This is a genomic window from Pseudoalteromonas sp. SMS1, assembly GCF_021530565.1.
GTDB lineage: Bacteria > Pseudomonadota > Gammaproteobacteria > Enterobacterales > Alteromonadaceae > Pseudoalteromonas.
Map to the genome: position 1 here is coordinate 68374 of NZ_JAKGBI010000013.1, position 13013 is coordinate 81386.

Here is a 13013-nt window from a genome sequence, read left to right on the forward strand (position 1 = left end):
GCTATATTCGCCTTTTTAGCAAGTCCAGATAAGCAGTTGAGTAAATTTAGAGCAAAAATTGCTTAATTAATCACTGTTCAGATAAAAGTTGGAATGAAAAGCTTGTAACAATAGGTGTTTGTGGATATACCTATAAATAATAACGCCCAATAGGGCACAACAGACAGAATTAGTCAAAATAGGCAAATATGGGCAAATCGCTAGTAATCGTAGAGTCTCCCGCAAAGGCCAAAACTATTAATAAGTATTTGGGAAAAGACTACATTGTTAAATCCAGTGTAGGTCATGTTCGTGATCTACCGACGTCAGGGGCAGGTAAAACCAAAGGCGTTGCAACCAAATCTCCGGCTGAAGTACGCAAGATGTCGCCAGAAGCAAAAGCGGCATATCGTAAGCAAAAAGACTACGCCAATTTAGTTGCAAGAATGGGTATCGACCCAGAAAAGGGGTGGGAACCACATTATGAGGTGCTACCGGGTAAAGAGAAGGTTGTACAAGAGTTAACCAAGCTAGCGAAAGATGCTGACCATATCTATCTCGCAACCGATTTGGATAGAGAGGGAGAGGCGATTGCGTGGCACCTTGAAGAAATCATTGGTGGCGATGCATCCAAATATAAACGTGTAGTCTTCAACGAGATAACTAAAAATGCGATCACTCAAGCGTTTGAAGCACCAGGCCAGTTAAACACTGATATGGTATATGCTCAACAAGCGAGACGATTCTTAGATCGCGTGGTTGGCTTCATGGTATCACCGCTGTTGTGGCAAAAAGTCGCAAGAGGGTTATCGGCAGGTCGAGTTCAGTCAGTAGCGGTAAGGCTGTTAGTTGAGCGTGAAAGAGAAATCAAAGCGTTTATTCCAGAAGAGTTTTGGGATATCCACGCAGATACAAAGCTAGCTACAACAGACGTCCGTTTTGCTGTTACTAAGTTCCAAGGCCAAGCTTTTAAACCGGTTAATGAGCAACAAGCATTTCAAGCGGTTTCTGACATTGAAAAGGCGAGTCTCTCCGTTGTTAAAGTGGAAGAAAAGCCGAGTAAAAGTAAGCCGAGCGCGCCTTTTATTACTTCAACCATGCAGCAGGCAGCAAGCACGCGCTTGGGCTATGGCGTCAAGAAAACAATGATGCTAGCTCAGCGCCTGTATGAAGCGGGTTATATTACTTATATGCGTACCGATTCAACTAATCTATCAAATGATGCGGTTGAAATGTGTAGAGAGTACATTCAAGGTAACTTTGGTGATAAATACTTGCCTAGCGCACCGATTAAGTACAGTGCGAAAGGCAACGCGCAGGAAGCGCACGAAGCAATTCGTCCATCTGATGTGAATGTACTGTCAGGTCACGTTGAAGGTGTAGACGCAGACGCAAAGAAACTATATGAGCTAATTTGGCGTCAGTTTGTTGCGTGTCAAATGACACCAGCAGAGTATGACTTAACAAATATCACGGTCGGCGCAAATGATTACACCTTAAAAGCGCGCGGACGTGTGTTACGCTTTGACGGTTGGACCAAAGTGCAACCTGCGGTTCGTAAGAAGAGTGAAGAAGAGCAGGCACTGCCAGCCGTTACTGTGGGCGACAACGTTGACCTAATCACGTTAGATCCTAAACAGCACTTTACGAAACCGCCAGCGAGATTCAGTGAAGCGAGTTTAGTTAAAGAATTAGAGAAGCGTGGTATTGGACGTCCGTCAACGTATGCTGCCATCATTTCTACTATTCAAGAGCGCGGCTATGTTAGAGTTGAAAATAGGCGCTTCTTCGCTGAAAAAATGGGCGAAATAGTCACAGATCGACTCGTTGAAAACTTCAATGATCTAATGAACTTTGATTTCACTGCTAAAATGGAAGGCCGTCTTGATGACATCGCTGAAGGTGAGCGTGAGTGGACTCAAGTATTAGATAAGTTTTACGCAGACTTTTCACAGCAATTGGAGTTAGCAGGGAAAGAAGAAGCCGAAGGCGGTATGCGTCAAAATGTCATGGTTGAAACCGATATTGACTGTACAACGTGTGGCAGAAAAATGGGTATTCGCACTGCGTCTACGGGGGTATTCTTAGGGTGTACTGGATATAGCCTGCCACCAAAAGAACGCTGCACAACCACCATGAATCTGATCTCCGGTGATGAAGCCATTGATACGGATGCAGAAGATGCCGAGACAGAAAGCTTAAGACAGAAAAAGCGTTGTCCAAAATGTGAGACAGCGATGGATTCATACTTAATTGATGAAACACGCAAAATACATGTTTGTGGTAACAACCCAGCTTGTGATGGATACATTGTTGAACAAGGCACCTTTAAAATAAAAGGTTACGATGGTCCAGTTATCGAATGTGACAAGTGTAGCTCAGATATGCAGCTTAAATCAGGTCGCTTTGGTAAGTACTTTGGCTGTACCAACGAAGCGTGTAAGAATACGCGTAAGCTCCTGAAAAGTGGTGAACCAGCGCCACCAAAAGAAGATCCAGTTCCATTACCGGAATTAGAGTGCGAAAAATCGGATGCACACTTTGTTTTGAGAGATGGCGCATCGGGTATCTTTTTAGCAGCGCACACGTTCCCTAAATCAAGAGAGACTCGAGCGCCTAAAGTCGCTGAGCTTAAGCGATTTAGAGACCGTATTTCTCCTAAGTTTTATTATCTGGCTGATGCTCCTGAAAAAGACAGCGATGGTAATTTAGCGGTAGTAAGATACTCCCGTAAAACGAAGTCTCAGTATGTCATGACGGAAGTTGAAGGTAAGGCCACTGGCTGGAAGGCAACGTTTGTTGAAGGCAAGTGGGTCGAAGAAGAGAAAAAACGCAAAAAATAATATTTAGGGCCAGCAATCGCTGGCCCTTTTTTTATCCAGCCAGCTCTTGCTTGTGGTATACAAATTTCAAACACGCTCTCTTAGTACCTAACGCTCCGTAAGGCAATGTCATTTTTTGGTGTTTTGAGCACTGAATAATCGAGGTAGTGTATACAGGTACGCTTATTGTTGACACACAAATACGCGACCACTATTCTAACGGCCACTGTATTACCTGACTAATACACCCAACGTCTGCAGTTTTAAGTTTAAAATAGCTGTTGATTTTAATAAGGAAACTTTAAATGAATAAGTACGGCAATCAGCTTATTAAGCTAATGCAGATTGGCTTAATTCCGCTTGCCATGACCTGTTCCGGTCTCTCGTACGCACAACCAAGCAATCAATTACTGACCCCTTGTTATGTAGATGGCCTCGAAGATAGGTTAATGTGCGGCTCTATAAGCCAACCGCTGTCGAAACACGCTGACAGCGAATCAATCGATATCCACTTTGCTGTTATACCTGCAATTAAAGAAACAAAACCAAATGAAGCCGTGCTTGCCTTTGCTGGTGGCCCGGGTCAATCTGCGATAGAAGTTGCTGCAATTTTTGCCCGCAATTTACGCTATGCTCGAGAAAATCGAGATATTATTTTAGTGGACCAAAGAGGGACTGGTAAATCGCGACTACTGCAATGTGATACTGAAAGCTTAAAGGAACAATTTGCGTTTAATGATTCCGCAGTCCCGTTATTTAAATTAGCCAAAGAAGAAACAGAAGTGTGTCAGCGCAAGCTTAAAACGGATCTATCTCACTTTACCACCTCTGCCGCAGCAAGCGATTTTGAAGCAGTTAGAGTCGCACTCGGTTATCAAACAGTTCATTTGTATGGCGCATCTTATGGTACGCGTATCGCGCAAGAATATATGCGCCAGTACCCTAACTCTGTTTCAACGGCGGTATTAGATGGCGTTGTACCTATGCAACAAAGTTTGGTTGCCATAGGTAAAGCGATAGATGAGTCACTTAACGCGCTATTTCAACGTTGTGCTGAAGATGCAACTTGCCATACGCAGTATCCAAACCTTGTTGCTGATTTCCAAGCATTGTTAGATAAGCTGCAAGCTTCACCTATCCGAGTATCGGTCAGGCATCCGCGTACGTTTGAAAACATAGAGCTGGTGCTTACGGAAAGCAAATTACGTGGTGCAATTCGCATGGCGTTGTATAGTCATACAACCAGAGCACTCGTTCCTTTAGTGATAGATTCAGCAAATCAAGGTAATTTTAACCCTTTGGTCGGATTACTTGGAAATGAAAATACATTTGGCGCCATTGCAATGGGGATGCACAGTGCCATTACCTGTGGTGAAGACTGGCCAAATATGAGCCTTGAAGATAAGAATAAATATGCGGAATCGTACTTCGGTCGATTGATGATCGAATCACTTGATGCGAGCTGTCCAGTATGGCAAGTAGAACCAGTTGATAAATCTTTTTATCAACCACTCAAGACAGATACCCCTGTTTTACTCTTGTCTGGAGGGCTGGATCCGGCGACCCCACCAAGTTGGGCCGAGCTCGCGATGACAAACATGAGCAATGCACTGCATCTAATTGCGCAAACAGCAACTCATGGCGTCGCGTCGCAAACTTGTGCGAATAAGTTGATTGGTCAATTTATCGATACGGGCAGTAGTGACGGCTTGGATGCAAAGTGTTTGGATAAAGACAATACAAAACAGTATTTCATGAACATTAATGGACCAGTTGCAAGCCAAAGTAGTAAGGAGCTGTGATGATAGAAGTTACTGACTTAAGAAAAACTATCGGTAACGTTCAAGCCTTAAATGGCCTGAGTTTTAGGGCAGAAAACGGTAAAATAACGGGTTTACTTGGACCAAATGGCGCAGGTAAAACTACGTGTTTACGTACCGTATTTGGTTTGCTGCAAGCGGACAGTGGAGAAGCCAAAATAGATGACGTAGACGTTGCCTTAGATCCCATGTCAGCAAAACAGCAATTAGGTCTTTTCCCAGATCCCTGTGGGCTTTATGAACGTCTAACGCCAAGAGAATATATTCAGTTCTTTGCTGAGCTTAGCGGTATGAGTACAAAAGAAGCAAAATCCGCAACGCAAAGCGTGCTGGATAAATTAAAAATGAATGATATTGCCGACAGGAAATGCCAAGGCTTTTCTCAAGGGCAAAGAATGAAAACCGCACTTGCTCAAGCGATTGTGCATGAACCAACAAACATTATTTTGGATGAACCTACACGTGGTCTTGATGTGATGAGTACACGGATTTTAAGAGAGTTGCTGTTGATGTTAAAAGCACAAGGCCACTGTGTTTTGTTCTCTAGCCACGTAATGCAAGAAGTTGCCGCGTTATGTGATCATGTTGTTGTAATGGTCAAAGGGAAGGTTGTCGCACAAGGCTCCCCGCAAGCGCTGTGTGATAAAACTCAAAAAGACTCCTTAGAAGAAGCATTTATCACATTAATCGGGTCTGATGAGGGCTTGGCTGCATGATGAAATTAACTCAAGTCCTTTATAAAAAAGAAATGTTAGACGCAAGCCGCGATAAGCGCTCTGTTATGGCAGGTTTATACTACGCCATTGGTGCTCCCATTGTTATGTGTTTGTTGTTTACTGTGCTTCTCAAGCAATTAAGCTCTCCAGACGCTTTGGAAATCACCATTAAAAATGCCAACGCAGCTCCTAGCCTTGTCAGTTACCTAGAGGGACAAGATATTAGCCATGGAGAATCGGCCAGTGTGAAGGCGATAACACTTGTCATTAGTCAAAATTATGCACTTAACATGTCTCAAGGCAAAAGTGCTGACGTAACGATTATTGCTGATAAGTCCGACAATAAACTGATTAAGTCTGTCCGCCGCCTTGAAGCTGCACTGGCTCGTTATAACGCCGAAGTTACTGGCCTACGTTTGATTTCCCGAGGCATAGATCCAAGCATTATGCGCGCTGTGAATGTGCAAACACAAGATCAGGCGACGCCGGATTCAAAAGGTGGTATGTTTCTTGGCATCGCGACCTTATCCATTATCATTGCACTTTTTTATTCGGCAATGAATCTTGCGATTGATACTAGTGCAGGCGAGCGTGAGCGTAACTCGCTGGCTTTATTGCTGAGTCATCCATTAAGTAGTACCCAAATCGTGTTAGCAAAAGTTGCGGCAATCGCGAGCTACTCTATGATTGGATTAGTTCTTGTGTTAGTTGTCTCTAAGTTTGCATATGGCATGGTTCCGTGGGAACAGTTAGGGTTCAGCATCAATATAGATGCCACGTTTATCTTATTTTGTACATTCATCGGCATACCAATCGCATTGATGTCAGCCAGTTTGCTAGTATGTGTGTCATTTATGGCGAAGTCATTTAAAGAAGCCCAATCATACGTCGCGTTTGTACTATTTGTACCGATAGGTTTGAGTATGATGACGACCTATGACATTGCTACCGATTACGTACAGTGGATACCCATTGCAGCTCAACAGTATGCGATGATAGAGGTGATCAAAGGCAATGAATTACCATTAATGCAGGTCTTATTGTCTTCTTTTAGTACGTTAGGCTTATTCGTGATTTTCACTATGTTAAGCAGTAGAATGCTAAAAAGTGAAAAGGTCGTGTTTGGCCTGTAAGGCGGGTAAAGCACAGTCAGTCAAGTTAACCTTGGCTGACTAAGCCATTATAATGCAATTTCTTCCGCTGCTTTTTGCTTGATATAGTCCAACATCTAGTTTGCTATAGATTTTATCGAGATTACTGACGTTGTTTTGATAGGTTAACAAAGAAAAGCTCGCCGTAACTGTAAATGTTTTACCAGCTTCGCTTGTCATTGTCATCATGCTCAGTTTTTGACGAAACTCATCTACTAAATCGAATAACACTTTATCACTTAAGCTTGGCACAAAAAGCATAAACTCTTCACCTCCAAATCGAGCAAATAAAGTAGATTTTGGAAAAAACTGGTTCACTAATTCAGCGGTTTTTTCCAAAACTAAATCCCCAGTCGGGTGACCATATAGGTCGTTAACCTGTTTAAAGTGGTCCAAATCAAACAATACTAAGCCATGCTTTTTGCCAATAGCAGGTGCGCCTACTCGAGTAATGCGATTGACAAAGGCGCCTCGATTCAACGCGTCCGTTAAGTTATCATGTTGTGCTCGGTATTTGTGTTTGTTGTAACCTCGTAAGCTCAAAAATAGCAGTACTAGAGAAAAGAAAATAATGATTGCGTGGTATTGCTGTCTTTCTTCTAAGCGTGAGATATGCTGCTGTTGTAAATTATTGTTTTTCTCTAACCTAACGTTTTTTAATTGCTGAGCTGTAACCTCAAGTTCCGACTCCAAAGCAATCATCGCTTGCATGCTTTTTTGAGCGTTTAATTGCTCCTTTTCAAAAAGTAGTTGGTTACTGTATTGATAAGCTTGTTCAAAATCACTTTGTTTAGCAGCAAGCTCAGCCAGTAATTCTAAACTACGAATGAGATGCGCTTTATCATTTACGCTCATTGCTAAATCGTGTGCTATTTGAGCCTGTATAATGGCTTTATTCGTTTCCCCAAGCGTTTGCATGTTTTCAGCTGCGTGAATACGGATATCTGTAATCAAGTTGATATTATCTGTTACGCTAATGAGAGAAAGGGCGGTATTAATTGCATCGCTTGCTTTCGTTGTTTGTTTTAAATTTGTGAATACCTTAGCTTTTTGCACCAATGCATAAGCTTTTCGATACGCGTTGTCGAACTTTACATATAATTGGTAAGCTTTATCCAGCCACATAAGTGCTTCTTGGTATTGGTTCGCACGATTTGCAACGATTCCTAAATTGAGCATTGTTAGGGCGACTTTATACTCATTATTTTGTAGCTTTCTGAGTTCCAGTGACTTTGTTAAATACTTGGTTGCATCGTCAAATTTCCCTAGATCTAAGTAAGTTAGCGCTAAATTATTGTAATATGGGGCTTTATTGGCTTCATATTGGGTATTGGCGATTGCTTGCTGGTACATTTCAATCGCTAAGACGTGATCACCGTTGAAATTGGCATTGAGAGCTTTGACGTTGTGTAAAGAGTTGACGCCCCAAAACTGGTCATTCATTTTTTGTACGTTTCGTTCAACTTCTTTGATGTGGTGAGTGAGTTGCACATAGTTTGCGAGGGAAATCTTTACGTTGATGTAAAATAGCTCTACGGTCGCTATCACTGCCGGTTCTTCGAGTTCATATGCTTTGGCAATTGCTTGCTTAAATTCATGCATTGTCTGTGAATACAGGTTCTCGTGAGCAACAACCAGTCCAGATACAATGTGTTGCAAAACGTCGTCGTACAAGTTGTCTGAGTAGATAATGACTTCGTTTAGTGACACACTCTTTTTCAATGCGATGGCGGTTCTTGCCAATGTCGCGCCTACGTAGATACGCTCAGAGCCCGGAGGGAGTGTATTTACTTGTTGTTGCAAAAACTGAAAAGCTAACTGTGTATCTTCAGCACGCAACTTATTATAAACCTGTTGCCAGTTACTTTCTGAGGGAACTGAAGCAGAGAGAAAAAAAGATGTGCTGAGAAATAGCAATAGGACAACTAAAATGCGCAAAAACTCGAACCTAAAGAGTAAATAATTGCACATAGTAACATAATCGATAGCTGATTTTACAGTCAATAAGTTGTTATGATTTGTAATCGAGTCGGAGTAAAAACGCCAGCAAAGCTGGCGTTTTTATATCTCAGTTCTATGCGAGATCTTCCTGAGTATCGGTGTGATCCTTTTTATGATGATCGGCGATTTCTTTCGCGAGGGCTTGTTTCGAACGCTTTTCGGTAAACTTTCGCGTCGTTAACCAGTAAAAAAACAAAGGCACGAAAAACACGGCGAGGAAGGTCGCGGCCATCATACCACCCATCACCCCGGTACCAACGCTATGTCTTGCGCCTGCACCAGCGCCAGAGCTGAGCACCAGTGGTACTACACCAAGAATAAATGCAAGCGATGTCATGATGATTGGGCGAAACCTCAATCTTGCTGCTTCGAGTGCAGCGGCGCTTGCACTCCAACCTTGTTGGTACTTCATCAGGGCGTACTCGACGATTAAAATTGCGTTCTTACTTGCTAAGCCAAGCAAGGTAACAAGTCCAATTTGGAAGTACACGTCGTTAGTCAGTCCTGCTACCCAGATAGAAACTAACGCGCCAAAAGTGCCAAAAGGTAGCGCGAGTAATACTGAAATAGGCAATGACCAGCGTTCATAGAGTGCCGCAAGGATTAAAAATACCATCACAACAGCCAGTCCAAGCGCCAAGCCGGTCGTACCAGAGCTGCGTTTTTCTTGGAATGCAGAAGCTGTCCACTCGAATGTCATATCCGGCGGGAGAACCTCCGCTGCAATACGTTCGATTTCAGCAATTGCTTGACCAGAGCTATAACCGGGTGCTGCATTCCCCATCAGTTTCACAGCTGATAAGTTGTTGTAGCGATGTAAGCTTTCGGGGCCCCTAGCAAACTCAATATCGGTAAAAGCAGAAATAGGCACCATGTCACCTTGATTATTCTTAACGTAAATTCGGCCAACGTCTTGCGGTGTCATTCTAAACTGTGCTTCAGCAGATAAAATCACCTGCCATGAGCGACCAAATTTGTTGAAGTCGTTGACATAGTAGTTGCCTAAGTTTGCTGCTAATGCGTTAAATGCTGAGTTGATATTAACACCCATTGCTCTTGCTTGTTCTCTGTCCATATGAACTTCAAGTTGTGGCGCATCGGGACGCCAAAGGGTTTGCAGCCCACCTAAAATAGGACTTTGCTGGGCGGCATTCATCATCAGCTGCATGCCTTGTTTGAGTTTTTCTGGATCTGCGCCGGTTTTATTTTGCAAATAAAACTCAAAACCACCTGTGGTACCCAAGCCAAAAATTGCCGGAGGGTTGAATGCCAATACTAAGGCTTCATTAATATGAGCGGTTTTCATAAACAGTTCACCGACCAAAGACTTAGAATCCACTTCACGTTCATCCCAATGCGTTTGAGTAATGAACAGAGTTGCGGCATTATTTTTGTAACCACCACCTAAAAAGTCAAAACCCGTAAACGCAACCACGTTTTCATTGGCAGGGTTAGACTGTGCGGCCTCAACAACTTGTTTTGTCACTTCGGTTGTTCTTTCTAGTGACGTACCATCTGGCAAGAACACCGCGCTGATATAAAAGCCTTGATCCTCATCGGGAACCAACGAGCCGGGTGTTTTTTGCCATAAGAAAACTGTGGCGCCAACCATTGTGGACATGAGAATAAACCCTAAAGCCCCACGACGGATCATAAAGCTCACTGACCCGACATATTTTCCTGTTACGCGCGTAAACCAATTATTAAACCACAAGAAAAAGCGTGCAGTTTGCTTGTCTTCATGTTTTAAAATTAAGACACACAATGCCGGTGTCATGGTAAGTGCAACGACGCCAGATAAGCTCACGGAAATCGATATTGTGATGGCAAATTGACGGAATAGTTCGCCTGTTAACCCACCCAAAAACGCGATAGGGATGAACACTGAACAAAGAACCAATACAATGGCGACAACCGGTCCACTGACTTCTTCCATGGCTTTATAGGCTGCTTCTCGTGCGCTGACGTGTTGTTCATGCATAATACGTTCAACGTTCTCTAGCACGACGATGGCATCATCGACGACAATACCGATGGATAGCACCATACCGAATAAGGTCAATGTATTGATGGAGTATCCCAGCATGTATAATCCAGCAAATGTGCCCAACAAAGATACGGGCACGGCCAAGGTTGGTATAAGCGTTGCGCGCCAATTTTGTAAAAATAAATACACGACAAGGAAAACCAGTACCATTGCTTCACCGAGTGTGATTAGTACCTCTCGAATCGAAACTTCAACAAATCGCGTTGTATCGTATGAGTTTAGGTGAGCTAATCCCTGAGGAAATTGCGTTTTAAGGTTGGCAATTTCTGCTTCTACTTCGTTGGCCACATCCAGTGCGTTCGCACCTGGCTGGAGGAATATACCCAATAACACAGCATCTTTGCCATTTATAGTTCCGTTAAAATTGTAATCTTTAGAACCTAACTCAACACGTGCGATGTCTTTAAGCCTCAATGTCGAGCCATCTGAATTAGCACGAATGATAATGTTTTCAAACTCTTCTGGTGTAGACAAACGACCTTGAGCGGTGACACTGTAAACTAATTCCTGTGGGCTTGCTGAAGTAGGTGTTGCGCCAATGCTACCCGCTGCATATTGTGAGTTTTGTTCTCGAATCGAACTCGTGACTTCTTCCACGGTGACTTTAAGCTGGCTCATGATGTCTGGGCGCAACCAAATCCGCATGGCGTAATCTCTTGCGCCGAAAATCTGAACATTGGTAGTACCAGGAATGCGTTTAATGTTATCCAGAATGTTCATCGTCACATAGTTGGACGTCCACAAACTGGAACGGCTGTTATCAGGCGAGTAAAACGCATGCACCTGCAAAAAACTAGACGAGCCTTTTGCAACCACTACGCCTTGTCTGCGTGTTTCTTCTGGTAGCCTAGCTTCAACCTGTTTAACACGGTTATTCACATCAACTGCAGCTTGGTCCACGTCTGTGCCAATCTCGAATGTGACGGTAATGGTCGTCGCACCTGAACTGCTGCTGATAGACTCCATATACATCATGCCTTCAACGCCTGTGATGGCATTTTCTATGGGCGCTGCAACGGTTTGTTCTAAAACATCCGCAGAAGCTCCAGGGTACACAGCAGTAACTTGTACTTGAGGTGGCGAGATTTCAGGGTACTGGGCAACGGGCAGGGTGCGCATCGCTGCTAGGCCAGCAAGGACAATAACAATTGAAATTACAAAGGCAAAAATAGGCCTATCAATAAAGTATTTAGAGAACATAGGGCTTATTCTCCTTCAGCCGCTACGTTAACTGGCATACCTGGGAAGAAAATACGTGCCATCCCCTCGACGATAACAGGCTGCTGCGGTTGTAGGCCAGAACGAATGACCCACATATTTTCCCCATTTAGTTGTACCCACTCACCTACTTGCACAGGTGCAGGCAACGCCACGGTCATGCCTTTTTCATTTTCTGTTGCAACATAAACAAACTTACCAGTTCCGTTATCCAGCACTGCGCGTTGAGGTACCACTATCGCTTCATTTCTGACGGCACCACTTAATTGTACACGTACGAATTGACCCGGCCTTAACTCACCGTTTGGGTTTGCGATTCTTGCTTGTAGTTCAGAGGTGCCGGTGAAACGGTTAACGCGTACATCGGAGAAATTAACTTTACCTTGCTCTGCGTACACAGATCCATCCTGTAAAATAATGGTGGCGTCAAACTCATTGTTTATTGGCAGTGTTAATGTCCCAGACTCAACATCTTTTCGCATGGCTAGCTGTTCACGTTCTGAAAAGCCAAATCGCGCGCGCATATTACTGGTGTCGGTCAACTCAGTAAGTAACACGGTTGGCCCTGAAACATAGCTGCCCTGCGACTCACGCTCTCGACCAATTATTCCTGATACCGGCGCCTTTACTTGTGCGTACTCTAAATCGAGCTGTGCTTCGTTTAAAGCGACTTTGGCTGATTCTAAATTAGCCAACGCGATGTCGTAAGCTGAAACTGCGTTGTCAAAGTCGCGTTTGGAAACAGAGCGTTCGTCTTTTAGCCTTTCTAGCCTATCTCTTTCTCGTTTAGCTTGTTGCACGTTGGCTTGTGAGGCATGGAGTTCAGCTTGTGCCTTTTCCAGCTCAAGCTGAAAAGGTTTTAATTCAATGGTGAAAAGAGACTGACCAGCGGTTATGTATTGACCTTCGTCAAAGTTTCTTGATTGGATCAGTCCCGAGACTCTGGCTCTGATCTCAACTTCTTTGTCACCTAGTAATGTTGCAGGCAATTCAATATTGAAAGGTACGCTTTGCGTCGTCACATGGGTGACGCTAACTTTAGCTGGTTGCATACCAAACCCAGCTTGCTGTTGAGGGGCTTCCGAACAAGCACTGATCATACCTGTGGACAGCAATGCGAGTGAAAGGTGTTTAAGTTTGCGTTTAATTGATGCTGGATACATGAACACTCCAAATCCTATTTTATTTCGTGCTTTCCTAAACTAAACAGTTGAAGATGATGCACCTTCATTTAGTTTAGCGTACTGCCTTGTATAAAC

At 43.6% G+C, this 13013-nt stretch carries 7 protein-coding genes; 4 read left to right on the forward strand and 3 right to left on the reverse strand.

Annotated elements, in window-relative coordinates; genetic code table 11:
• Positions 1 to 188 precede the first annotated feature (188 nt).
• The 4 genes from topA to L1286_RS14215 all read left to right on the forward strand — a co-directional run bounded on the left by topA (position 189) and on the right by L1286_RS14215 (position 6470).
• Positions 189 to 2822, forward strand: a complete 2634-nt coding sequence (topA, locus tag L1286_RS14200; RefSeq protein WP_235407727.1) for a type I DNA topoisomerase — start codon at positions 189 to 191, stop codon at positions 2820 to 2822.
• Positions 2823 to 3106: 284 nt separating this feature from the next.
• Positions 3107 to 4603 (forward strand): alpha/beta hydrolase, encoded by a 1497-nt coding sequence (locus L1286_RS14205; protein WP_235407728.1) that lies wholly within the window; start codon positions 3107 to 3109, stop codon positions 4601 to 4603.
• On the forward strand, positions 4603 to 5337 hold the full coding sequence (locus L1286_RS14210; RefSeq protein WP_235407729.1) for an ABC transporter ATP-binding protein: 735 nt from the start codon (positions 4603 to 4605) through the stop codon (positions 5335 to 5337). Before L1286_RS14205 ends, L1286_RS14210 begins: the two co-directional genes overlap by 1 nt.
• Positions 5334 to 6470, forward strand: a complete 1137-nt coding sequence (locus tag L1286_RS14215) for an ABC transporter permease (protein ID WP_235407730.1) — start codon at positions 5334 to 5336, stop codon at positions 6468 to 6470. The genes L1286_RS14210 and L1286_RS14215 overlap by 4 nt, the downstream gene beginning before the upstream one ends.
• Before the next feature lie 39 nt (positions 6471 to 6509).
• On the opposite strand, the gene L1286_RS14220 is transcribed toward L1286_RS14215, so the two are convergent.
• From L1286_RS14220 to L1286_RS14230, 3 genes are all read right to left on the reverse strand, one after another.
• Positions 6510 to 8426 carry a GGDEF domain-containing protein gene (locus tag L1286_RS14220; protein ID WP_235407731.1) on the reverse strand — a complete coding sequence of 639 codons (1917 nt, stop codon included), beginning with the start codon at positions 8424 to 8426 and terminating at the stop codon, positions 6510 to 6512.
• A 136-nt stretch (positions 8427 to 8562) separates the two neighbouring features.
• On the reverse strand, positions 8563 to 11736 hold the full coding sequence (locus L1286_RS14225; protein ID WP_235407732.1) for an efflux RND transporter permease subunit: 3174 nt from the start codon (positions 11734 to 11736) through the stop codon (positions 8563 to 8565).
• Positions 11737 to 11741: 5 nt separating this feature from the next.
• Entirely contained in the window at positions 11742 to 12917 is a 1176-nt protein-coding gene (locus L1286_RS14230) for an efflux RND transporter periplasmic adaptor subunit (protein WP_235407733.1), read from the reverse strand.
• Positions 12918 to 13013 lie beyond the last annotated feature (96 nt).

What these genes read in the sequence shown, in the direction of transcription:
- topA (WP_235407727.1), top strand. Translation starts at nt 189, where the DNA reads ATGGGCAAATCGCTAGTAATCGTAGAGTCTCCCGCAAAGGCCAAAACT.
- L1286_RS14205 (WP_235407728.1), top strand. Translation starts at nt 3,107, where the DNA reads ATGAATAAGTACGGCAATCAGCTTATTAAGCTAATGCAGATTGGCTTA.
- L1286_RS14210 (WP_235407729.1), top strand. Translation starts at nt 4,603, where the DNA reads ATGATAGAAGTTACTGACTTAAGAAAAACTATCGGTAACGTTCAAGCC.
- L1286_RS14215 (WP_235407730.1), top strand. Translation starts at nt 5,334, where the DNA reads ATGATGAAATTAACTCAAGTCCTTTATAAAAAAGAAATGTTAGACGCA.
- L1286_RS14225 (WP_235407732.1), bottom strand. Translation starts at nt 11,736, where the DNA reads ATGTTCTCTAAATACTTTATTGATAGGCCTATTTTTGCCTTTGTAATT.
- L1286_RS14230 (WP_235407733.1), bottom strand. Translation starts at nt 12,917, where the DNA reads ATGTATCCAGCATCAATTAAACGCAAACTTAAACACCTTTCACTCGCA.